The following is a 22,205-nucleotide window of genomic DNA, read 5'->3' on the forward strand; positions in this document are numbered from 1 at the left end:
CGAACTCCTGAAGAGGCGATCGCCGCGCATGTATCGAGAGACTGGGGATCACATCACGACAACGCGGGTCCCGACCTTCACGCGGTTATAGAGATCGGTGACGTCTTCGTTGCGCAGGCGGATGCAGCCGGAGGAAACGGCATTGCCGATCGTCCAGGGCGCGTTGGTGCCGTGAATGCGATAGAGCGTGGAGCCGAGATACATCGCGCGCGCACCGAGCGGGTTGCCTTCGCCGCCTTCCATATGGGCTGGCAGGTAGTGCCCCTTCGCCGCCTCACGCGCCACCATTTCGGATGGCGGCGTCCAATCCGGCCATTCCTGCTTGCGGGTCACGGTGTGAGCGCCGGCCCACTCGAAGCCGGGCTTGCCGACGCCAACGCCGTAGCGCCGCGCCTTGCCGCCTTCCATGACCAGATAGAGGAAGCGGTTGTTGGTATCGATGACGATATTGCCCGGCTTTTCCTTGGTTTGGTAGTCGACGATCTGCGGCAGGAACTGCGGATCGATTTGGCCGCGGATTGCCGGATATTGCGGGCGCACGACCGCGACCTGCTGCACGACGGGGCGAGAGAACAGCCCGCGCGGCTGCACGACCTGACGAACCTGCGGATTGGCCTGCTGTTCCATGGCCGGATTGGCCATGCGCTGCGCCATCGGCCGGGGATAAACGACCGGCTGCACATTGCCGCCGCCAAGCTGCGTCACCCAGGGTGCGGTCAGATCGGGGCTGACGATCACTGGCGGACGCGACTGATAGCGATCATTGGCGAAGGCGGTCGAGGCAAGCAGGCTCAGGGCGCCGGCAGCACACAGAACGGCATGTTTCATCATCGGACAAACTCTCTACACATGGGCCGAGGATGGGCGCGAAAGCACCCGGTCGGAGCCATGGTGCCACTTGGGCGCGAGCGAATGGTAAAGATCTATTCATCAAAATGCCGCGAAGCCGATAAAGCTTTGTCAGGGTTACCGCCTGGTTTGGAAAGATGGTTTGCGAATGGTAAATCATGAATCGGAATGCGCGATCCCCGGAATGTGTCTATGAATTTAAGCATTTGATTGATCTCAATTTATCCGATAGTTGCTTACCGGTTACCGGTGGCGCGCGCTGACATAGGGGGCGAATCGCAAAAATGTCCGAGACAGGCATCATCACCGGCGAGGACGGTAAGGACCGTTGCTTCTGGCACGGCAATCTTCCGGATTATCTGCACTACCACGATGAGGAATGGGGCCGCCCCGTCGTCGACGATATCAGGCTGTTCGAAAAGATTTGCCTGGAAGGTTTCCAGTCGGGCCTTTCCTGGCTGACGATCCTGCGCAAGCGCGAGAATTTCCGCGCTGCCTTTGCCGGCTTCGATTTCGAGAAGATCGCAGAATTCGATGAGGGCGACATCGAGCGCTGCGTCGCCGACGCTGGCATCATCCGTCATCGCGGCAAGATCGTTTCCACCATCAACAATGCCCGCCGCGCCATTGAGCTTCGCAATGAATTCGGCTCGCTTGCGCGTTATTTCTGGAGCCATGAGCCAGGCGCTGCCGAGCGCCCCGAGATCTTCGATCTCGCGCATCTGCGCGCCAACCCCACAAGCGCTGCTTCCGTCCGGATCTCCAAGGACCTGAAAAAACGCGGCTGGACTTTCGTCGGCCCGACTACAGTTTATGCCTTCATGCAGGCCATGGGCCTTGTCAACGATCACATCGAGGGCTGCTATTGCCGCAAAGAGGTAGAGGCGCTGCGCTGCACGTTGGTGCGGCCATGAGAGCCGCACTGTTCGGTCTTTCCGTTACGTTGCTTGCATTGCTCGGCAGTGTTCCGGCCCATGCCGCCGACGATACGGATCAGCAGCTGCCGCAGCTCGATCGGGGCGAGAAGCTTGAGAAGATCACCTTGCCGGCCGTTCTGGAGAAACTGACGGGCTGGACCAAATTCGGTAAGGGCAAGGTCTATATGCTGCCGCTCAAGAAGGGGCAGCATGTGCGGGTCACCTTCAGCTCGAAGAGCAAATATGCCTACATGGCGATTTTCGATCTTTCGTCGAACGACGATGAATCCTTCTTCGGCACGGACGAGGACGGCAACACCGCCGATGTGACCGTCAACGAGGACACGACCTGGCTGATCAAGCCTTACTACTCTCGTGTCACGCGTCGTCGCGGTCTCGGAGCGCCTTACGAAATCCTCATCGATCCCAATCCGCCGGCAGCACAGCAGCCCGCCGACCAGCAGAAGGATCAGGGGCCGATGCTCTTCCCGCCGCGTTCCAAGCAAGGGCAGTAACGATCAGGATATGCCCTCGATCACGGCCGCCAGCTCTCCGAGATGACCGATCTTGCGGAAACGCGGAGCTTCGGTCGGCTCATCGACGTGCTCGTAGGACCATGTAAGCTCGTGCGGCACGAAGACGCCGTAGCTTCCGGCTGCGAGCGCCGGCACGATATCCGATTTCAGCGAATTGCCGATCATCATCGCCCGCTCCGGCCCATCACCCACCTTGGCGAAGATATGGCGATAGGTGGAGGCGGTCTTGTCCGAGACGATCTCGACCGCATCGAAGAGGTCGCCGAGCCCGGATTGAGCAAGCTTCCGTTCCTGATCAAAGAGATCGCCCTTGGTGATCAGCACCAGCAGATACTTGCCTGAAAGCGCCTCCAGCGTCTCGCGCACATTCGGAAGGGTTTCGACGGGGTGGGCGAGAAGGTCTCGGCCGATATCGAGAATCTGGGCGATGACGCTCGACGGCACCCCGCCCTCGGTGATCTCGATAGCCGTTTCGATCATCGACAGGGTGAAACCTTTTATGCCGAAGCCGTAATGAGAAAGATTGCGCTTTTCCGCCTCCAGCAGCCGCGCGGCAATGACGTCGCTTGCGGCGTGATCGGCGAGAAGCTCCGTAAACTGCAGTTCCGTCAGCCGGTAGAATTGCTCGTTCTGCCAGAGCGTGTCATCGGCGTCGAAGCCGATCGTGGTCAAGGGGTGTTGCGTCATCGGTATGTCCGTTCTGCGCATGTCATGAAAACTGGAATCTAGCCCGCAGCAAGGCGGAAGCAAGAGCAGGCTCCGGTAACCGGATCGTGATCGATTGAGGGGCTCGCGTTGAAATCGGTTTCCGGTGCATTATGTTCACGTTGTCTCGATCGCCGTGGTGCCAGAACCGCGCCTCGATGACTGTCTTATGACCTCTCCATGGCAGCGCCAATAGCCACTGTCGTGCAGAGGCCAATCTATAGCGAAAAGATATGCATTCACCGGCCGAAAGCGACTTTCGGCTGATCAAAAGGGAATTTTTCCTATGCGTTACAATCAACTCGGCAATACCGGGCTGTTCGTCTCCGAACTTTGCCTGGGTACGATGACTTTCGGCGAAGCCAGTTCCACTGGCATTTGGGGCTCCATCGCCGACGTCGACCAGGCACTGGCTGATAAGATCGTTGGAAATTCATTCGCTGCCGGCATCAACTTCATCGACACTGCGGACGTCTATTCCTCCGGCAATTCCGAAAAGCTCCTCGGTCAGGCGCTGAAGAACCTCAGCATTCCCCGCAAGGATGTCGTCATCGCCACCAAGGTCTACGGCGTGATGGGCGACAAGCCGAATGATCGCGGCGCATCGCGCGGCCATATCATGGACTCGGTGCAGGCCAGCCTCGACCGCCTCCAGACCGATCATATCGATCTCTATCAGATCCACGGCACTGACCCCATCACTCCGATCGACGAGACTTTGCGGGCGATGGACGATCTCGTATCGCGCGGCCTCGTGCGCTACGTCGGCGTTTCGAACTGGCAGGCCTGGCGTATCGCCAAGGCACTCGGCATCTCCGATCGCCGCGGCTTTGCCCGGTTTGAAACCGTACAGGCCTATTACTCGATTGCCGGTCGTGATCTCGAGCGCGAAATCGTGCCCGTCATGGCTGAGGAAAAACTCGGCTTGATGGTCTGGTCGCCGCTCGCTGGCGGCTTGCTTTCGGGCAAATACGGGCCGGGCGCTCCCGGCAACGGCGAAGGTCGCCGCGCGACCTTCGATTTCCCGCCTGTCGACAAGGATCGTGCATGGGCTTGCGTTGCCGCCATGCGCGAAGTGGCGGAGAAGCATGGTTCCAGCGTTGCCACGGTGGCGCTTGCCTGGATTCTGGCAAAGCCTTTCGTCACCAGCATCATCATCGGCGCCAAGCGTCTCGATCAGCTCGATCAGAACCTGGCTGCCGTCAAGCTGAAGCTGGATGCAGACGATATGGCCAAGCTCGATGAAGTCAGCGCCCTTGCGCCCGAATATCCAGGTTGGATGCTTGGCCGCCAGAGCGCCAACCGCGTGCCGCAGCCGTTCGAGCCGAAGGCCTGATATAATGAAAGGCCGGGCCGCTTTCGCAGCGGCCCGGCTTGACGTCAAAGCTCGATGACGATCTTGCCGAAGGGGCCGCGATCAAGATGATCGAAAGCTGCCGGCACGTCGTCGAGCGCATAACGATGATCGATCACCGGCTTCAACCCGATGGTGTCGACTGCCCGCACGAAGTCTTCCAGCGAACGACGATGACCGACGCCGATGCCCTGCACGGTGGGGGACTTCAGAAGCAGCGGCGCCGCCGGGCCGGTAATGTCGAATCCCTCGAGGACGCCGATGACGGAAATCCGGCCATGCGGCGCGACGGCCTTCAGCGATTGACCGAAATTCGGTCCGCCCGCGATCTCGATGATATGGTCGATGCCCTGATCGTTGGTGAGGCGATAGACTTCTTCCACCCAATCGCTTTTGTTGCGGTCGATGCCGTGATGGGCACCCAGAGCCTTGGCCCGTTCGAGTTTTTCCGGTCCTGACGAGGTTACGAAAACCTCCGCACCTTGGGCGGTAGCGATCTGCAGGCCAAACAGCGCCACGCCGCCCGTTCCCTGAACCAGCACGCGGTCGCCGGGCTTGATCTTGCCGCGCTCGACCAGGGCGAACCACGCCGTCAGACCGGCGCAGGGCAGTGTGCTCGCCTCCGCATCATCAAGGCTTGTCGGCGCTGTTGCCAGCCAGTCCGCCGGTACGGAGATGTATTCCGAAAGGACACCCGGATAGAAGCCGCCAAACGTCTTGTAGGGAGGATTGCGGGCATCGCCGAGCGGCTTGCCGTCGATCCAGCCGGGATGGAAGGTCGATATGACGCGATCGCCGGCGGCAAATCGGGTCACGTCCGCGCCCACCGCCTCGACAACCCCAGCCATGTCGGAAGCCGGCACGAACGGGAATTGGATCGGCAGGCCCATGCCGGTTTCGCGTACCATCTTATCGCGATAGTTCAGTGAAACGGCTTTCACCCGGACAAGGACTTCGCCTCGCGCGGGCTGGGGCACCACCGTTTCCGTGAGGTTCAAGGGGGCGCCGACGGCGATCTTATCGAGGGTCCAGCGTTTCATGGTCTTCGTCATCATGATCTCCTGAGAGGAATTGGAAGCAATGAACGCAGCATATCGTTGCTTTTTGTTCGCCAGTGGCGATATTATTTCCGCTAACTGGTTCCCATTAGGAAGCAATCGCCATGAATGACATGCTCAGCGGTATTCCGGAATTCGTGGAGGCTGTGGAGGCTGGCGGCTTTTCGGCAGCGGCTGCGCACATGAACCTGTCTCGCTCGGCGATCGGCAAGACGATCGCCAAATTGGAACGTCGCCTGAATGTGCGCCTGTTTCACCGCACCACCCGTATGCAAAGCTTGACGGACGAGGGACACGCCTTTTACGAGCGCTGTCGGCGCGCGCTCGACGAGATACAATCCGGCGAGGCCATGCTGGAATCGGGCAAGCGCGAGGTCACGGGACGCCTGCGCATCTCCATGCCTGTGCTCTTCGGCCGCCGCTGTCTGACGCAGCTTCTGCTGGAGCTGGCTCGCATGCATCCGAAGCTGGAGCTTGATCTCTCCTTCAGCGATCGCGTCATCGATCTTTTCGACGAGAGCTTCGATCTCGCTATTCGCAACGGCGTGCTGCGCGATGAGGCGGGTCTTGCCGCACGCAAGATTGCCTTCCATCGCATGACGCTCTGCGCATCGCCGGCTTATCTGGCGGAAAGGGGAGCGCCACAAACAATCGCTGACCTCGATAACCATGACCTGATCGTCTATGCGCGCTCGGGAGAGACGAAGAAATGGACCTTCCTGCAGCATGACGGCACGGCCGTCGATTATTTTCCGCAGACGCGGCTGCGTCTCGATGATCTAGAGGTCATGGCGGATGTAGCGGCGTCGGGAATGGGCCTCGCGTGGCTGCCGTGCTGGCTTGTCCGGGATTATGTGGCAGCCGGCACGCTGACGCAGCCCATGAAAAATGTCTCCAGCCGGGCGGTGAACGTCTATGCCGTCTGGCCCCAGGTGCCTCAGGTCTCCCTGAAAATGCGCGCGGTGATTGATCTTCTGGCTGCACGCCTGCCTGACGTCATGGATTAGGGATCGCCATCAAACGAGGGCACCGTCGACAAAGACGCGGTTCCATCGAAAAATCTGCACGGATTTGCGCAGGCCTGCCGCCCAGAATGGATCTTCCTTTACCAAGCGATCGACGTCTTCTGCATTGTCCGCCTCGACCAGCCAGAGACCGCCGGCGAAAGCGTCGGCCTCTTTGCTCAGCGGCCCTGCGGTCCGGATTGAAGCGGCGTTCGCTTCCAGAAAGCCGAAGTGGCGTTGCAGGTAGGCCTTGCGGAGCGCGACGGCATTTTCCCGGTCATCCTCGAATAGAACTGCAAATAGGGTCATCATCATCTCCTTGCTGGATCTCGCCAGTCTAAGGCTGCAATAATGCTGAGACACGCGGTAACTTTGCCGACAGGAGCTGCAAAATTGCACGATATCGATTGGGGCGATCTGCGCCATGTTCTGGCACTTGCCCGAGGGGGATCCTTTGCCGCTGCAGGTCGCTTGCTCGGCACGGATGCAACGACAGTCGGTCGCCGTCTGCGCGTACTAGAGGAGCGCCTCGGCACAACATTGTTCTCACGTGCCGCAGGTGGCGCCCTGTTGCCGACGCCGGCAGGCGAGATCGCGCTGACGAAGGCCGAAGCGATAGAGGCCGAGGTCATGGCGCTCTCAGGCGCACTGGATGCGGTCGATCCCATGGCGCTCGGCAAAGTGCGCCTCACGGCGGCGCCATCCTTCATCAGCCGGCTGCTGATCCCCTCGCTGCCCATCCTGCTCGCGCGGCATTCCGGCTTACAATTGGAGCTCATCGGCGATCCCCGGAATTTCAACCTAACCCGGCGGGAGGCTGATATGGCGCTGCGCCTCGCAAGGCCGGCAGATATGGCGAATGCAAGAGTTGTCGCCAGGCGGATTGCGACGCTGGAGTATGCCGTCTACGTGGCTGCGGGGCAGGAGGGTCACACGGAGGATCTGCCCTGGATTGTCTACGAAGACGCGATGATGCATCTGCCGCACGCCCGCTGGATCGCGACGCAGGCGGAAAAATCAGGGCGCACCAGCCAGATCGCAGTCAATGATGCGGAGGCTCTGCTGCAGGCGGCGGCCGCCGGTCTGGGGCGCGCGCTTCTGCCGAAAATTCTGGCCGAGAGTGCGGGAGGCCTTCGCCGCCTGGACCAACAAGACAAAAATCCGCCGGTACGCGAAATGTGGCTGTTGATGCATGCCGAGCTTCGCCAGCTTACGCGCATCCGCACTGTATCCGATTGGCTCGATGGCGTCTTCCGTCGTCCCCACTGGGAGCGATGAGAGAGGCGGCACGAATGCCGCCTCTCATGTCCGGAGTGAATTACTTGCCGTGCTTCTTCAGCCAGGCTTTCATTTCCTTGATCTCGGCTTCCTGCGCGGTAACAACGGCCTCTGCCAGTTTGCGCATTTCCGGGTCTTTGCCGTATTTCAGTTCGATCTTGGCCATGTCGATCGCGCCCTGATGATGCGGGATCATGCCGCGGACGAAATCCGCGTCGGCATCGCCGCTATAGTTGATCATCATGTCCTTGTGCATCTTGCTCATGGCGTCGTTGTAAGCCTTGCTGGAGGCGCTCTGGTCACCCATCGGCTTGCGCATATCCATGCCTTTCATGTCGTCGGCAAAGGCAGGAAGGGCGATGGCAAAGGCGAATGCGCCGGCAAGCAGCAGCGATTTGGATGTAGACATAGGTATTCTCTCCGTTTCTGGACGGTATCTGGATTTGAGCGGCAGCCGCTCGTCGATTGCATGCAGATATGATCGTCAGACGAAACGGGGAGGAGGCGCCGTCGGCTGTGGGCGCAAGTCGGCAAGTCGCTGGCCGGAGGACGGGGCCGGATAGGAAAACAGGTTCTTGCCGCTTTCGATAGCAAGGGTTGGCGGCAAGGCAAGACAGGCAGCGCAAGACGCCACATGCGCCATGCCGCCGGCACACGGGTTTTCCGGCTGCTTCCGATGATGCTCAGCCATGTCTGCGTGGTCGGCCATGCCAGCCATTTTGGCCATGCTGCCGTGCATGATCATGCTCGATTCGGCAGGCATTGCGGTGACGGAATCGCAGATAGGACAGTTCGCCAGCGCAGGCATGGCACCGTAGAACATCCAGGCAATCATCATCATCAGGATCGCAAGCCAGCGCATGAACCAGAACCTAGATGCGCGAGCCGCGAAGGCAAGCGCAAATCATCATCATCCGCAATCTGAGAGCCGATCAAGGCAGCAGTTTGACATTTTCCATGATTTCGTCAGGCGGAAGGTCTCTGGATATCCATTGCTGGCGCGGCCGTTTCATTCGCGCATTTCAAAACGATTCCATGAGGCATGGTGAATGCGTCGCTTTCTCCCGCTTTTGTTGGTTTTGTCGCCAGCTAACCTATAACAATCCTTGCCGCATTCCGCCCAATCCGCTAGTTAACCGCCACTGTTCCCGTACCGGATTACCCTAGAGATGAGCGACAAACAAAAGAAACCGCAGAAGCTCAAGGCCCGCCTGCCGCGTGGCTTTGTCGATCGTTCGGCCAGCGACATTCGCGCCGTCAACGAGATGACCTCCAAGATCCGTAGGGTATACGAGCATTATGGTTTCGATCCTGTCGAAACGCCGCTGTTCGAATATACCGATGCGCTTGGCAAGTTCCTGCCCGACAGCGACCGGCCGAACGAAGGCGTCTTCTCGCTTCAGGATGAGGACGAGCAGTGGATGTCGCTGCGCTACGACCTGACGGCGCCGCTTGCCCGTCATGTCGCCGAGAATTTCAACGAGATCCAGCTTCCCTATCGTACCTATCGTGCCGGCTATGTATTCCGCAACGAGAAGCCTGGCCCGGGCCGCTTCCGCCAGTTCATGCAGTTCGACGCCGATACAGTCGGCGCACCGGGCGTGCAGGCGGATGCCGAGATGTGCATGATGATGGCCGACACGCTGGAAGCGCTGGGCATCAAGCGCGGTGACTACGTGGTGCGCGTCAACAACCGCAAGGTTCTCGACGGCGTTCTGGAAGCCATCGGCCTCGGCGGGGATGACAAGGCAGCCCAGCGTCTCAACGTGCTGCGCGCCATCGATAAGCTCGACAAGTTCGGCCCGGAAGGCGTGGCGCTATTGCTCGGCGCCGGCCGCAAGGATGAATCCGGCGACTTCACCAAGGGCGCCGGTCTCAATGCCGATCAGATCGAGAAGGTGCTCTTCTTCGTCGGCATCAAGGATTATGCTGAAAGTGCGGCCCAGCTCGCCGAGCTTGTGGCCGGCACATCCCGGGGCGGCGAAGGTGTCGAAGAGCTGAATTTCATCGGCAGCCTCGTGACCAGCGCCGGCTATCAATCGGATCGTATCAAGATCGATCCCTCCGTCGTGCGCGGCCTCGAATATTACACCGGCCCGGTCTACGAGGCCGAGCTTACCTTCGATGTCATCAACGAGAAGGGCGAAAAGGTCGTCTTCGGTTCGGTTGGCGGCGGTGGTCGTTATGACGGGCTCGTCTCGCGCTTCATGGGTCAGCCTGTGCCGGCCACCGGCTTTTCCATCGGCGTGTCGCGCCTGATGACGGCGCTGAAGAACCTTGGCAAGCTCGGCATGGATGAGGTGATCGAGCCCGTACTCGTCACTGTCATGGACGGCGATGTCGAGGCGATGGGCCGCTACCAGCGCTTCACGCAGCAGCTTCGCGCTGCCGGCATCCGCGCCGAAATGTTCCAGGGCAACTGGAAGAAGTTCGGCAATCAGCTGAAATATGCCGATCGCCGTGGTTGCCCGATCGCCATCATCCAGGGCGGCGACGAGCGCGCCCAGGGCGTCGTCCAGATCAAGGACCTGATCGAGGGCAAGCGCCTCTCCGGCGAGATCGAGGACAATGCCAGCTGGCGCGAGGCCCGCGTGGCACAGGAGACCGTGCCGGAAGCTGAGCTGATAGAGAAGGTCAAGGCGATGCTCGCAGCACAGGCGGAAGACCGGAAGAGGGCGGGCTGATGCCCCTGATCAACCTTCCGGATTTCGCCGGCGATCTGCTGGACGAGTTTGCCGGTCGCCGGACGGAGAGGGTGGATACGCCCATCATCCAGCCGGCCGAACCCTTTCTGGATATGGCCGGCGAGGATCTTCGCCGGCGCATCTTCATGACCGAAAGCGAAACCGGCACCAGCCTCTGCCTGCGTCCGGAGTTCACGATCCCGGTCTGCCTGCGCCATATCGAGACCGCGACCGGCACGCCGAAGCGCTATTCCTATCTGGGCGAGATCTTCCGCCAGCGCCGCGAAGGCGGCCATGAGTTCTATCAGGCCGGCATAGAGGATCTGGGCGATGGCGACACGGCCAGCGCCGATGCCCGCGCTATCGGCGATGCCATCGGCATTCTGAACCGGCTCGTGCCCGGCAAGCCACTCTCCGTGACACTGGGCGATCAGGCCGTATTCGAGGCCGTGGTACAGGCGCTCGGCCTGCCCACAGGGTGGCAGAAGCGGCTGATCCATGCCTTCGGTAATATGACGCAGCTGGAAGCTCTGCTGGAGCGTCTTGGAAGTCCGCAGCCGGTCACAGGGCTCGATGCAAATGTGCTCGATTTCCTGAACCGCGGCGACGAACAGGCGCTGATCAATCACATCGATGCCACGATGCAGGCGACAGGCTATTTCACCAATGCGAGCCGCTCGCCGCAGGACATTGCCCGCCGCCTTCGCGAGAAGCTTGTCCTGTCCGAAACGAGGCTGGACGATGCGGCCTATGGCGTGCTTGAGGAGTTTCTGTCTCTGAGCGTGCCGCTTGCGGACGCTTCCGCCGCCTTGGCCGGTTTTGCCGATGCGGCGGGGTTGAAGCTCGGCAGGGCCCTGGAAAGCTTCGATGCGCGCGTCAAGGCACTGGCTGCGGCGGGGGTTGACGCTTCGAAGATTGATTATCGCGCCGCCTTCGGGCGCCCGCTCGATTATTATACAGGCCTCGTCTTCGAAGTGACGGTCGAGGGATCGAGCGCGGTACTGGCCGGTGGCGGTCGCTTCGATCGGCTGATGACCCTGCTCGGGGCCAAGGACCATATTCCGGCCGTCGGTTTCGCGCTCTGGCTCGACCGTATCGAAACCGCGAGGGCAGCCTGATGACCATTACCATTGCGCTCCCCTCGAAGGGCCGCATGAAGGACGATTGCTCGGCGGTGTTCGAGCGTGCCAGCATGCCGATTGTGGCTGTCGGTAACGATCGCTCCTATCGCGGCCGCGTCGAGGGCTGGGATGGTGTCGAAATCGCCTTCCTGTCGGCCTCGGAAATCTCCCGCGAGATCGGCAATGGCGGCGTCGATTTCGGGATCACCGGCGAAGATCTCGTGCGCGAGGGGATGGCGGAAGCCGATCGCCGCGTGGAGTTCTGTGCGAGGCTTGGTTTCGGTCACGCCGATGTCGTGGTCGCCGTGCCGGAAATCTGGCTCGATGTCGACACCATGGCCGATCTCGGCGATGTCGCCGCCGATTTCCGCGCTCGTCATGGCCACAGGCTGACGGTCGCGACGAAATACTGGCGGCTGACGCAGCAGTTCTTTTCCAGCCAGCACGGCATCCAGCTTTATCGGATTGTCGAAAGCTTGGGTGCAACGGAAGGCGCGCCGGCAGCCGGCTCTGCCGATATTATCGTCGACATCACCTCAACAGGCTCGACCTTACGGGCGAACCATCTGAAGGTCCTGTCCGATGGCATCATCCTCCGCTCGGAGGCGTGTCTTGTGCGTGCCCGCAAGCCGAGCCACGACGGCGATCCGTTGGTGGAGCGTATCGTTTCGGCCGTGCGCGGCGCACTTTGATGTTTTTGAGATAGTTGACACGCAAAAGCCCGCCGGAACTTCCGGCGGGCTTTTTATCTGGGAGGAACTGGATGCTCAGGCGGCTGCGTAGACGCCGCGACGAGCATCGACCGAGTAGACGCCTGCGCCGTTCGTGGCGAGCATGATATAGGCGCCGGCCAGCGTGACGTTCTTCAGGAAGTTGACGAAGTTCAGGCCGTTGATCCAGCCGTTGGCTGCGGCCGGGAAGTCTGGAACATTGACCGTCGGCAGATGGAAGACGACGCCGGTGAAGACACAGAACGCGGCGAGCAGCCAGCCGATGATACGGACCTGGAAACCGATCAGCACACAGACGCCGGTGACGAATTCAAAGGTGCCGGCGAGATAGGTCAGCAGTGTGGAAGCAGGTAGGCCTGCGCCGGCGATCATGCCAGCGGTACCGGCTGGGTCGGTCAGCTTGCCGAAGCCCGCAAAGATGAACATGAAGGCAAGCAGAATGCGCGCCACAAGTATAATGATGTTGTTGCTGTTGGACATGACAGTCTCCAGTGAAAGCAGCGATAATTTCTGGAGATAATATTCGTGATTTCTTTGAGATTGAAAAGATAAACAACTGCGCACAATTTGTTCATTATCAGTGAACAATGACGCGGGAGGCGCTCTTCCCATCGGCTCGGTATTCGTTATGGTGGCGCGAATTCATCCGCATAATCATGCTCTTTGGAAGGAACTCCCATGGCCGATCTATCGTCGTTTCCAATTGCAAAGCGCTGGCCCGCCAGCAATTCGGATATCATCCAGCTCTATTCGCTGCCGACGCCGAACGGCGTCAAGGTTTCGATCGCGCTGGAAGAGCTGGGACTCCCCTACGAGCCGCATCTGATCTCGTTCGGCACCAACGACCAGAAGTCGCCCGAATTCGTTTCCTTGAATCCAAATGGCCGTATCCCCGCGATCATTGATCCCAACGGCCCTGACGGCAAGCCGATCGGTCTTTTCGAATCCGGCGCCATTCTCGTCTATCTCGCCGAAAAGACCGGCAAGCTCATGCCGCAGGACGCGGTTGGGCGTTACGAGGTGCTGCAATGGGTGTTCTTCCAGATGGCGGGCATTGGCCCGATGTTCGGCCAGTTCGGCCATTTCTTCAAATTTGCCGCCGACAAGGTCGCCAATAATCCATATCCGGTCGAACGCTACCGCGATGAAGCCAAGCGTCTCCTTGGCGTTCTGGAGGAGCGTCTCACCGGACGCCAGTGGATCATGGGCGATGAATATACCATCGCCGATATCACCACTTTCCCATGGGTGCGTGGCGTCGATGTGTTCTATGGTGGCCGCGAGGTCCTCGAGCTCGACAAGTTTCCGGCCGTCATGGCCTGGCTGGAACGTGCCGTCGCGCGCCCCGCAAGCCAGCGTGGATTGAACATTCCGAAGCGGGATTAACGATCATCGATACGCGGCGGCGGATTTTGCCGGCGCCGCGGTGGTCAACGCCTATTGCCGGGTTGCCAACTGGCTACCCGGCTCCAGCTTGAAGCGCGGAAACAGGAACACGCCCACGAGGCTGCCGGCGTGTTTTCCATCGGCGGCGATCGACTCGCCGACACAGAAGATCGGTTGACGATGGCCGTTGGCGCCGAGTGTCATGGTGGAGTAGCAGAAGCTGGATGTCGTCGTTGCAGCCTGTTCGAATAGATCGAGGATGCGGGCGCGATCCTGAGCGTCGTAGCAATGCATGAGGCTCAGCAGGCCGCATTCCGATGCGCTGAGGCCGTGCAGCATGGTGCTCCACTGACCGAGCTTGATAAGGCCGCTCGAAAGATCTCCCGTCCAGCCTTCCGAAACGCAAAACTGCGATAGAAGATCCGGATCATGGCTATTGAACGCCAGCGAGCCCGGCGCAAATGGCGCTGCAAAATTTGCTTTGGCAATCTTGAACAAGCTGATCCCCACCAGTTGAGCGCATGGCCCCCTGCGCTCGTTATTCGATTTCCTATATCTTCGACCGGAAGGACTGCTCCCTGTCTCACCTGATTGAGCGAGATGACAGCGTTCCGGCATTGTCTGCCTTTCGCGATCTCTTCAGCCGGTGGTCCGATCGATGAAGTTACTTCAAGTAATAAAGTCCGGCAGCGCCGACGTCTTAGGTTATGATTTCATCAAACCCCAGGTTAAGCCTGTCTAAAAGAAGTAAAATTTTCGTGCATTGCAGCTAACTCTCCACATCGCTGCGCTGCGATTTATAGGGGCTTTTGCAAAAACGGCAATGGGCGGCTTTGGTAAATTCGGTTCCTGGCGAAACCTGGCGGCCGAAGCCGAAAAGCCATGGTTCGTAAAAACGAAAAGGGCGACCCGAGGGCCGCCCTTCGTCAATTCCGAATGCCGGATTGAACGATCGTAATAAGGCTAAGGCCTTATCACATCATGTCCATTCCACCCATGCCGCCCATGCCGCCCGGCATGCCAGCAGGGGCATCCTTCTTCGGCAGTTCAGCGATCATGGCTTCGGTGGTGATCAGCAGCGAAGCAACCGAAGCTGCGTTCTGCAGAGCCGTACGAACAACCTTGACCGGGTCGACGATGCCCATGGCGATCATGTCGCCGAACTCAGACGTCTGGGCGTTGTAGCCGTAGTTGTCTTCGTTCTTGTCGAGAACCTTGCCGACAACGATCGAAGCTTCGTCACCAGCGTTTTCAGCGATCTGGCGAACCAGCGACTGCAGGGCGCGGCGAACGATGTTGACGCCGGCTTCCTGATCCTGGTTTTCACCCTTGGCAGTGATCTTCGTGGAAGAACGCAGCAGAGCGATACCGCCGCCCGGTACGATGCCTTCCTGAACGGCAGCGCGCGTCGCGTTGAGAGCGTCGTCGATGCGGTCCTTCTTTTCCTTCACTTCGACTTCCGTCGAGCCGCCAACGCGGATCACGGCAACGCCGCCAGCGAGCTTGGCAAGACGTTCCTGCAGCTTTTCGCGGTCGTAGTCGGAGGTGGTTTCTTCGATCTGAGCCTTGATCTGGGCAACGCGGCCTTCGATGTCGGACTTGGCGCCAGCGCCGTCGACGATCGTGGTGTTTTCCTTGGAGATCGAAACCTTCTTGGAACGGCCGAGCATGTCGAGGGTAACGGACTCGAGCTTGATGCCGAGGTCTTCGGAGATGACAGTGCCGCCCGTCAGGATGGCGATGTCTTCCAGCATGGCCTTGCGGCGGTCGCCGAAGCCAGGAGCCTTGACAGCAGCGATCTTGAGGCCGCCGCGCAGCTTGTTGACGACGAGGGTCGCAAGAGCTTCGCCTTCGACGTCTTCAGCGATGATGAGGAGCGGCTTGCCGGTCTGAACGACAGCTTCGAGAACCGGAAGCATTGCCTGCAGGTTCGAGAGCTTCTTCTCGTGGAGCAGGATGAACGCGTCTTCGAGATCGGCGATCATCTTTTCCGGGTTGGTCACGAAGTAGGGGCTGAGGTAGCCACGGTCGAACTGCATGCCTTCGACGACTTCGAGTTCGGTTTCAGCGGTCTTGGCTTCTTCAACCGTGATGACGCCTTCGTTGCCGACCTTCTGCATGGCTTCAGCAATATCGAGACCGATTTGCTTTTCGCCGTTTGCCGAGATCGTGCCGACCTGTGCGACTTCTTCCGACGTGTTGATCTTCTTGGCCTTGGCCTGGAGATCCTTGACGACTTCTGCAACAGCGAGGTCGATACCGCGCTTCAGGTCCATCGGGTTCATGCCGGCTGCAACTGCCTTGGAGCCTTCGCGAACGATCGCCTGGGCGAGAACGGTTGCAGTGGTGGTGCCGTCACCGGCGACGTCGTTGGTCTTCGAAGCAACTTCGCGGACCATCTGGGCGCCCATGTTTTCGAACTTGTCTTCGAGTTCGATTTCCTTAGCGACGGAAACGCCGTCCTTGGTGATGCGCGGAGCGCCGAAGGACTTGTCGATAACGACGTTACGACCCTTCGGGCCGAGCGTGACCTTCACTGCGTCAGCGAGGATGTCGACGCCACGAAGCATCTTTTCGCGAGCGCTGCGGCCGAATTTTACTTCTTTAGCTGCCATGTTTGAAACTCCTGAATTCGCGTTTTCCGGGCTTGTCGCCCGTCAGCTGTATCGGAAAGGGAACCGGCTGATTAGCCGATGATGCCCATGATGTCGGCTTCCTTCATGATCAGAAGGTCTTCGCCGTTGAGCTTGACTTCGGTGCCCGACCACTTGCCGAACAGAACGCGATCGCCAACCTTGACGTCGAGTGCTACGACCTTGCCGGACTCGTCACGAGCGCCGGAACCGACGGCGACGATTTCGCCTTCCTGCGGCTTTTCCTTGGCGGTATCGGGAATGATGATGCCACCCTTGGTCTTTTCTTCCGACTCGACGCGACGAACGACGACGCGGTCATGAAGGGGGCGGAAATTGGTGCTTGCCATTGTCTAATCCCTCGATCAAATGACATTCACGGATCAGCGGGGATCCGTATGGACTTTGTTAGCACTCAGCATCGGCGAGTGCTAGCGACCGTGATTTAGGGGTGGCTTCAGGACGAGTCAAGAACAGCACTGTGAAATTTTTGCAGCGTGCATCTGCTTGTTCCGCAGATGATTAACGGCCGCCGCTGTTCTCGCCCAAGAGTAAATGTGACGCGTTTAAGCGGCAAAATGATGACAGGCGCGATCCGCCGATGAATACGGGAGCAGGGGCCTTGGGGATCGCAGCGAAGAGAGACTGGCGTGACGGCCCGGTTTCGCCCCCGGATTTTATCGTGGCGCCGTCGCTTTCGGAAGCAAGCGGCGTGTGGGCGAGGGTGGGGCTGCTGAGCTTCGGTGGCCCGGCCGGCCAGATCGCCCTTATGCATCGGATGATCGTCGACGAGAGACGCTGGATCGACGAGGAGCGCTTTCTGCATGCGCTCAGCTATTGCATGCTGCTGCCTGGGCCTGAGGCGCAACAACTTGCGACCTATATCGGCTGGCTGTTCCATGGTTGGCGCGGCGGGCTGATTGCGGGCCTGCTGTTCATCCTGCCCGGTTTCGTCTTCATTCTCGCGCTGTCCGCCTTTTACGCGCTGTTTCATGATGCCGGCCTGCTTGCCACCATCTTCTTAGGCATCAAGGCCGGCGTGCTGGCCATCGTGCTGCAGGCGCTGATACGGTTGAGCGGCCGCGCCTTGAAAAGCCGTTTCCATGGAGCGATGGCGGTCGCCAGCTTTGTCTGCCTTTTCATCTTCGATCTGCCGTTTCCTCTCGTCGTGCTGCTTGCCGGCGTGACGGGCTACGGACAGGTACTTTGGCGTGCATGGCGGCGTGATCGCTGGCGGCAACATGTGCCGCGCCTTCCGGCATCCGGATTTCGGTTCGGCAGGCTTGTTCACGTGCAAGCCCGCTCGTCAGTGCTGACGATCCTGCTCTGGATCGCCATCTGGCAGGCGCCGCTGTTGCTGGTCGGCCGTCTGCACGGCCCATCGGATATCGTGGCCGAGACGTTGAGCGGCCAAGCCAGCGTCTTCGGCGCCATCTTCTCGTTCTTTTCCCGTATGGCGGTGGTCACCTTCGGCGGGGCCTATGCCGTGCTTGCCTATGTCGCCCAAACAGCGGTGCAGCATTATGCCTGGCTGAAGCCGGGGGAGATGCTCGATGGCCTGGCGCTCGCCGAGACGACCCCCGGTCCGCTCGTGCTGGTCCTTTGCTTCGTCGGGTTCATGGCCGGGTTCCGCAATCCTTTCGGCTTCGATCCGCTCTTCGGCGGCATTTTCGGTGCAAGTCTGGCAGCGTGGGCAACCTTTGCGCCGAGCTTTCTCTTCATCTTCGCGGGCGCTCCTTACATCGAGAAACTGCGCGGGCATGCAGGGCTTTCGGCATCCCTTGCGGCGATCACGGCGGCTATCGTCGGCGTCATGGCCAATCTCACTGTCTGGTTCGGGCTGCATGTGCTGTTTGCGGATGTCGACAGGCTGACACTGCTCAGCCGCTCCGTCAGGATCAGCGGCGGTGATATCGTGAACGTACCGATTGCCGGCATCGCTTGGCCGGATTGGAGTACCCTCGATATATCGGCTCTCTTGCTCTTCATGCTCGCCGTCGTCTTGGCCTTTCGTCACCGTGCAGGCGTTGCCGTAGTTCTAGGGGTTTCCGCTGCCGCCGGCATGGTGCTTCAGCACGCGTCCTGAGCCTGGTGCCATGCAAAAACCTGCGCATCGCTCTTGTAATTTGCCGGCCGGTTTGCGATGTCACCCCGTGATTTATTCGACGTGAGGACGGCATGGGCAAGCGTATCGAAAGCTTTCGCGAGATTGGCGGACTTTATGACGTGGCGCTCTGCGATGTCTGGGGCGTCCTGCACAACGGTGTCTCCGCCTACAAGGAGGCCTCGGTTGCGCTCGAGGCTGCTCGCGGCGAGGGACTGACCGTCGTCCTCATCACCAATTCCCCGCGCGTTGCTCCAAAAGTTGTCGAGCAGTTACGGGCGATCGGCGTTCCCGACAGCGTCTATGACCGCATCATCACGTCAGGCGATGTCACCCGCAAGCTGATCGCCGAAGGGCCGAAGAAGGTGTTCCTGCTTGGTCCGGAGCGCGACACCGGCATTCTAGAGGGGCTGGATGTCGTGCGGGTCGATGCCGGTGAAGCGGAGAGCATCGTCTGCACCGGCTTCTTCGATGACGAGACCGAGACGCCCGACGATTACACCGACATGTTGACGGCCTGGTCGGCCCGCAACGTGCCGCTGATCTGCGCCAACCCGGATCTGGTGGTTGAGCGCGGCCATCGGATGATCCCCTGCGCCGGCGCAATGGCCGCTTACTATGAGCGCCTCGGCGGCCAGACGCGTATCGCCGGCAAGCCGCACCAGCCGATTTATGATGCGGCGATCGCCGCGGCCCGCGAGGTCAAAAGCGAGTTTGCGCTGTCGCGCGTGGTGGCGATCGGCGACGGCATGCCGACCGATGTGCGCGGTGCTCTCGATTACGGCCTCGATCTTCTTTATATCAGCCACGGCATCCATGCTCGCGAATACGTCGTCGAAGGCCACACGGATGAAGCAGCGCTTGGCGCCTTCCTGGCGCGAGAGCAGGCCTCGCCGAGGTGGTGGATGCCGCGCCTTGTCTGAGCGGAGTGGTAGCCGATGACCGTTTTCCATCGTAACGAGACCCGCGAGCCGCTTCCCGATGCGCTCAAAGGTGGGGTTGTCGCCATCGGCAATTTCGACGGTGTACATCGCGGCCATCAATCGGTGCTCAGCCGTGCGCTCGAGATTGCACGGGAGCGGGGCGTTCCGGCTCTGGTTCTGACCTTCGAGCCGCATCCCCGCACCGTCTTCAGGCCGGACCAACCGGTGTTCCGCCTGACGCCGGCGCCGCTGAAAGCGCGGCTGCTGGAAGCGCTCGGCTTCAACGCCGTCATCGAATATCCGTTCGATCGCGCCTTCTCGCAGCGCTCCGCAGATGAATTCGTTCATTCGATCCTGATCGATTGGCTGCACGCATCCGAAGTCGTGACCGGCTTCGACTTTCACTTCGGCCATGAGCGCCAGGGCGGCCCGGCTTTCCTGATGAATGCTGGTAGCCGCAACGGGTTTGGCGTGACGCTGATCGACGCCTTTCGTGACGAGAATACCGAGGTTGTTTCTTCCAGCCGCATCCGCGCGCTTCTGGCCGAGGGCGAAGTGGTCGAAGCCGCGGGCATGCTCGGATATCGCTATACCGTCGAAGCGTCCGTCATCGGCGGCGAAAAGCTTGGCCGCACGCTCGGATTTCCCACGGCGAATATGCAGCTTCCGCCTGAGGTATCGCTCACACCGGGCATCTACGCCGTCAGGTTCCGCGCGGCTGATGGCATCATTCGCGATGCGGTCGCAAGTTATGGCCGCCGCCCGACGGTGACCGATAATGGCGCGCCGCTGCTTGAGACCTACGTCTTCGATTTCAGCGGCGATCTCTACGGCCAGATCTGCTCGGTTTCCTTCTTCGGTTATCTCCGTCCGGAATTGAAATTCGACGGCCTGGATCCGCTGGTTGCCCAGATCCGCAAGGACGAGGAAGAGGCGAGGGCTTTGCTTGTCGGTGTCCGCCCGATTGGCGACCTCGATCGACTGATCGCGTTTCCCTGATTTCATTTGCCAAACTGCGCGCAGGGATTGCGGCGCTGCAATATCTTTTTGCCTTGAGCGGGTGGAAAGATGCTGCAATTGTCGCAATGCCGGGTGCGAGTCGCCGCGCCCATTTTCCGAAAGGCGCACGAAATGGACAAACGTTTCGGGACGGCGGCCTGCTGGCTGCTCGTCATCCCTTATATCGGCTTGCTATGGGTCCCCTTCTATAACGGCCACGATCCGGTTCTGCTCGGATTTCCCTTCTTCTATTGGTATCAGCTGGCCTGGGTGCCGATTACCGCCATCCTGACGTGGATTGCTTACCGGAGCATGCGCGATGATGACTGATACCGATACGACCGCACTTGCCGTCTTCATCTTCTTCCTCGCGCTGGTGACCGTCATGGGCTTTGTCGCCGCGCGCTGGCGCAGGCCGAAGACCCTGGCCCATATCGACGAATGGGGCCTTGGTGGCCGTACCTTCGGCACCTGGATTACGTGGTTCCTTGTCGGCGGTGACTTCTACACCGCCTATACCGTGATTGCAGTCCCGGCCCTGGTCTACACCGTCGGCGCCTATGGCTTCTTTGCACTGCCCTATACGATCGTCGTCTATCCTTTCGTCTTCATGGTCATGCCGCTTCTGTGGCGGCGCGCCAAGGACCATGGATACGTCACGGCCGGTGACGTCGTGCATGGCCAATACGGTTCGCGTGCGCTCGAACTGGCGGTCGCGCTCACCGGCGTCATCGCGACCATGCCCTACATCGCCCTGCAGCTCGTCGGCATGACGGCGGTGTTCAAGGCTCTCGGGCTCCATGGCGAACTGCCGCTTGCCGTCGCCTTCATCATCCTGGCGCTCTATACCTATTCGGCCGGTCTTCGCGCTCCGGCGCTGATCGCTTTCGTCAAGGACATCATGATCTATATCGTGGTGATTGCAGCGATTGCGCTCATTCCGGCAAAGCTTGGCGGCTACGCCAATGTCTTCGCTGCCGCCGACGCGGATTTCAAGGCCAAGGGGGCAGGCAGCCTGCTGCTCGCCGGTAATCAGTACGTCGCCTATGCCACGCTCGCGCTCGGCTCCGCGCTGGCCGCCTTCATGTATCCGCATACGTTGACCGGCATTTTCGCCTCCAATAGCGGCAACACCATCCGCAAGAACGCGGTGCTGCTGCCGGCCTATACGCTGTTGCTGGGGCTGCTGGCGCTGCTTGGCTATATGGGCCATGCCGCACAGCTGAAGCTGGACAGCCCGAACGATGTCGTTCCGGCGCTGTTCCAGACCCTGTTCTCGAGCTGGTTTGCGGGCTTTGCCTTTGCGGCGATTGCGATCGGCGCACTCGTGCCGGCGGCCGTGATGAGCATTGGCGCCGCCAATCTCTTTACCCGCAACTTCTGGAAAGCCTACATCGATCCGCAGGTCTCCGATGCCGGCGAGGCGAAGGTGGCCAAGATGACGTCGCTGGTCGTCAAGGTCGGCGCGTTGCTGGTCATCATTTTCCTGCCGACGCAGTTCGCTCTCGACCTGCAGCTTTTGGGCGGCATCTGGATCCTGCAGACACTGCCGGCTCTGGTCTTCGGCCTCTACACCAAGTGGTTCCGCGCACCGGCTCTACTTGCCGGTTGGGTCGTCGGCTTCTTCGGCGGCACCTATCTCGTTTGGGATGCCGGCTGGAAGCCTTTGCATCTGGTTCCCCTCGGGGATGCAAGCTTCACGGTCTACACCGGCATATTGGCTCTCGCGGCAAATATCCTTGTGTCGGTTGTTCTCAGTGCGGTGATGCCGGCGCGCGAAGCAGCACGGGCCTGACACCAGGAATGACTATCGGCCGCGGGCGGAAACGTCCGCGGCCTTTCTATGGATCGCCCGCGTTGTTTCCTCTTCCTTTCCTTGGAAAAAACGCCTATGAACCGGCGATCATGACCCAATTTCGGCTG

The 22,205-nt window shown here is 60.2% G+C and carries 24 protein-coding genes; 14 read left to right on the forward strand and 10 right to left on the reverse strand.

Annotation, left to right across the window (positions count from 1 at the left end; translation table 11 throughout):
* Positions 1–48: 48 nt before the first annotated feature.
* Positions 49–831 (reverse strand): L,D-transpeptidase, encoded by a 783-nt coding sequence (locus HGP17_RS25855; protein ID WP_168813340.1) that lies wholly within the window; start codon positions 829–831, stop codon positions 49–51.
* 302 nt (positions 832–1,133) lie between these two features.
* On the opposite strand from HGP17_RS25855, the gene HGP17_RS25860 reads away from it, so the two are divergent.
* Together HGP17_RS25860 and HGP17_RS25865 are read left to right on the forward strand one after the other, a co-directional pair.
* The gene (locus tag HGP17_RS25860; protein WP_168813341.1) at positions 1,134–1,763 is read left to right on the forward strand and encodes a DNA-3-methyladenine glycosylase I; all 630 of its coding nucleotides are present in this window, start codon (positions 1,134–1,136) and stop codon (positions 1,761–1,763) included.
* Positions 1,760–2,281 carry a hypothetical protein gene (locus HGP17_RS25865; protein ID WP_246704217.1) on the forward strand — a complete coding sequence of 174 codons (522 nt, stop codon included), beginning with the start codon at positions 1,760–1,762 and terminating at the stop codon, positions 2,279–2,281. Before HGP17_RS25860 ends, HGP17_RS25865 begins: the two co-directional genes overlap by 4 nt.
* A 3-nt stretch (positions 2,282–2,284) precedes the next feature.
* Here the strand turns inward: HGP17_RS25865 and HGP17_RS25870 are convergent, their stop codons facing one another.
* Positions 2,285–2,989, reverse strand: a complete 705-nt coding sequence (locus HGP17_RS25870; RefSeq protein WP_168813342.1) for an HAD family hydrolase — start codon at positions 2,987–2,989, stop codon at positions 2,285–2,287.
* Between the two features lie 304 nt (positions 2,990–3,293).
* Here HGP17_RS25870 and HGP17_RS25875 point away from each other — a divergent pair, with 304 nt between their 5' ends.
* On the forward strand, positions 3,294–4,343 hold the full coding sequence (locus HGP17_RS25875; protein WP_168813343.1) for an aldo/keto reductase: 1,050 nt from the start codon (positions 3,294–3,296) through the stop codon (positions 4,341–4,343).
* A gap of 44 nt (positions 4,344–4,387) precedes the next feature.
* Here the strand turns inward: HGP17_RS25875 and HGP17_RS25880 are convergent, their stop codons facing one another.
* Complete coding sequence (locus HGP17_RS25880) at positions 4,388–5,413, reverse strand: NAD(P)-dependent alcohol dehydrogenase (RefSeq protein ID WP_168813344.1); 1,026 nt, start codon at positions 5,411–5,413, stop codon at positions 4,388–4,390.
* A gap of 110 nt (positions 5,414–5,523) precedes the next feature.
* Here HGP17_RS25880 and HGP17_RS25885 point away from each other — a divergent pair, with 110 nt between their 5' ends.
* A complete protein-coding gene (locus HGP17_RS25885) occupies positions 5,524–6,426 on the forward strand; it encodes a LysR family transcriptional regulator (protein WP_168813345.1) in 903 nt (300 codons plus the stop codon).
* A gap of 9 nt (positions 6,427–6,435) precedes the next feature.
* On the opposite strand, the gene HGP17_RS25890 is transcribed toward HGP17_RS25885, so the two are convergent.
* Positions 6,436–6,732, reverse strand: a complete 297-nt coding sequence (locus tag HGP17_RS25890; protein ID WP_168813346.1) for a YciI family protein — start codon at positions 6,730–6,732, stop codon at positions 6,436–6,438.
* 84 nt (positions 6,733–6,816) lie between these two features.
* Between HGP17_RS25890 and HGP17_RS25895 the strand changes: the two genes are divergently transcribed.
* Entirely contained in the window at positions 6,817–7,701 is an 885-nt protein-coding gene (locus HGP17_RS25895; protein ID WP_246704218.1) for a LysR family transcriptional regulator, read from the forward strand.
* Between the two features lie 40 nt (positions 7,702–7,741).
* Here HGP17_RS25895 and HGP17_RS25900 read toward each other — a convergent pair whose 3' ends face one another.
* Together HGP17_RS25900 and HGP17_RS25905 are read right to left on the reverse strand one after the other, a co-directional pair.
* Positions 7,742–8,110, reverse strand: coding sequence for a DUF305 domain-containing protein (locus tag HGP17_RS25900; RefSeq protein WP_168813348.1), 369 nt, complete (start codon positions 8,108–8,110; stop codon positions 7,742–7,744).
* Positions 8,111–8,185: 75 nt separating this feature from the next.
* A complete protein-coding gene (locus tag HGP17_RS25905) occupies positions 8,186–8,563 on the reverse strand; it encodes a hypothetical protein (protein WP_168813349.1) in 378 nt (125 codons plus the stop codon).
* Positions 8,564–8,870: 307 nt separating this feature from the next.
* Between HGP17_RS25905 and hisS the strand changes: the two genes are divergently transcribed.
* Genes hisS through hisG form a run of 3 tightly spaced genes read left to right on the forward strand, consistent with a single transcriptional unit; the run spans position 8,871 to position 12,198 of the window.
* Positions 8,871–10,385: a histidine--tRNA ligase gene (gene hisS / locus HGP17_RS25910; RefSeq protein WP_168813350.1), complete on the forward strand. Its 1,515-nt coding sequence runs from the start codon at positions 8,871–8,873 to the stop codon at positions 10,383–10,385.
* Entirely contained in the window at positions 10,385–11,503 is a 1,119-nt protein-coding gene (locus HGP17_RS25915; RefSeq protein WP_168813351.1) for an ATP phosphoribosyltransferase regulatory subunit, read from the forward strand. Before hisS ends, HGP17_RS25915 begins: the two co-directional genes overlap by 1 nt.
* Entirely contained in the window at positions 11,503–12,198 is a 696-nt protein-coding gene (hisG, locus tag HGP17_RS25920) for an ATP phosphoribosyltransferase (RefSeq protein ID WP_168813352.1), read from the forward strand. Before HGP17_RS25915 ends, hisG begins: the two co-directional genes overlap by 1 nt.
* A 75-nt stretch (positions 12,199–12,273) precedes the next feature.
* Here hisG and HGP17_RS25925 read toward each other — a convergent pair whose 3' ends face one another.
* Positions 12,274–12,717, reverse strand: a complete 444-nt coding sequence (locus HGP17_RS25925) for a DoxX family protein (protein WP_168813353.1) — start codon at positions 12,715–12,717, stop codon at positions 12,274–12,276.
* Between the two features lie 198 nt (positions 12,718–12,915).
* On the opposite strand from HGP17_RS25925, the gene HGP17_RS25930 reads away from it, so the two are divergent.
* Complete coding sequence (locus HGP17_RS25930; protein ID WP_168813354.1) at positions 12,916–13,623, forward strand: glutathione binding-like protein; 708 nt, start codon at positions 12,916–12,918, stop codon at positions 13,621–13,623.
* A gap of 51 nt (positions 13,624–13,674) precedes the next feature.
* Here HGP17_RS25930 and HGP17_RS25935 read toward each other — a convergent pair whose 3' ends face one another.
* From HGP17_RS25935 to groES, 3 genes are all read right to left on the reverse strand, one after another.
* Positions 13,675–14,121 (reverse strand): hypothetical protein, encoded by a 447-nt coding sequence (locus HGP17_RS25935; protein WP_246704219.1) that lies wholly within the window; start codon positions 14,119–14,121, stop codon positions 13,675–13,677.
* 476 nt (positions 14,122–14,597) lie between these two features.
* A complete protein-coding gene (gene groL, locus HGP17_RS25940; RefSeq protein ID WP_168813355.1) occupies positions 14,598–16,238 on the reverse strand; it encodes a chaperonin GroEL in 1,641 nt (546 codons plus the stop codon).
* Between the two features lie 71 nt (positions 16,239–16,309).
* Positions 16,310–16,606, reverse strand: a complete 297-nt coding sequence (groES, locus tag HGP17_RS25945; protein WP_004109735.1) for a co-chaperone GroES — start codon at positions 16,604–16,606, stop codon at positions 16,310–16,312.
* A 251-nt stretch (positions 16,607–16,857) separates the two neighbouring features.
* Between groES and chrA the strand changes: the two genes are divergently transcribed.
* From chrA to HGP17_RS25970, 5 genes are all read left to right on the forward strand, one after another.
* Positions 16,858–18,342, forward strand: coding sequence for a chromate efflux transporter (gene chrA, locus HGP17_RS25950; RefSeq protein WP_168813356.1), 1,485 nt, complete (start codon positions 16,858–16,860; stop codon positions 18,340–18,342).
* 92 nt (positions 18,343–18,434) lie between these two features.
* Positions 18,435–19,283: a TIGR01459 family HAD-type hydrolase gene (locus HGP17_RS25955; RefSeq protein WP_168813357.1), complete on the forward strand. Its 849-nt coding sequence runs from the start codon at positions 18,435–18,437 to the stop codon at positions 19,281–19,283.
* Between the two features lie 15 nt (positions 19,284–19,298).
* Positions 19,299–20,282, forward strand: a complete 984-nt coding sequence (locus HGP17_RS25960) for a bifunctional riboflavin kinase/FAD synthetase (RefSeq protein ID WP_168813358.1) — start codon at positions 19,299–19,301, stop codon at positions 20,280–20,282.
* Between the two features lie 132 nt (positions 20,283–20,414).
* Positions 20,415–20,612 (forward strand): DUF3311 domain-containing protein, encoded by a 198-nt coding sequence (locus HGP17_RS25965; RefSeq protein WP_168813359.1) that lies wholly within the window; start codon positions 20,415–20,417, stop codon positions 20,610–20,612.
* Entirely contained in the window at positions 20,602–22,077 is a 1,476-nt protein-coding gene (locus tag HGP17_RS25970) for a sodium:solute symporter family protein (RefSeq protein ID WP_168813360.1), read from the forward strand. The genes HGP17_RS25965 and HGP17_RS25970 overlap by 11 nt, the downstream gene beginning before the upstream one ends.
* Positions 22,078–22,205: the final 128 nt, after the last annotated feature.

The sequence above is a fragment of the Rhizobium sp. P38BS-XIX genome (assembly GCF_012641435.1).
Classification (GTDB): domain Bacteria; phylum Pseudomonadota; class Alphaproteobacteria; order Rhizobiales; family Rhizobiaceae; genus Rhizobium.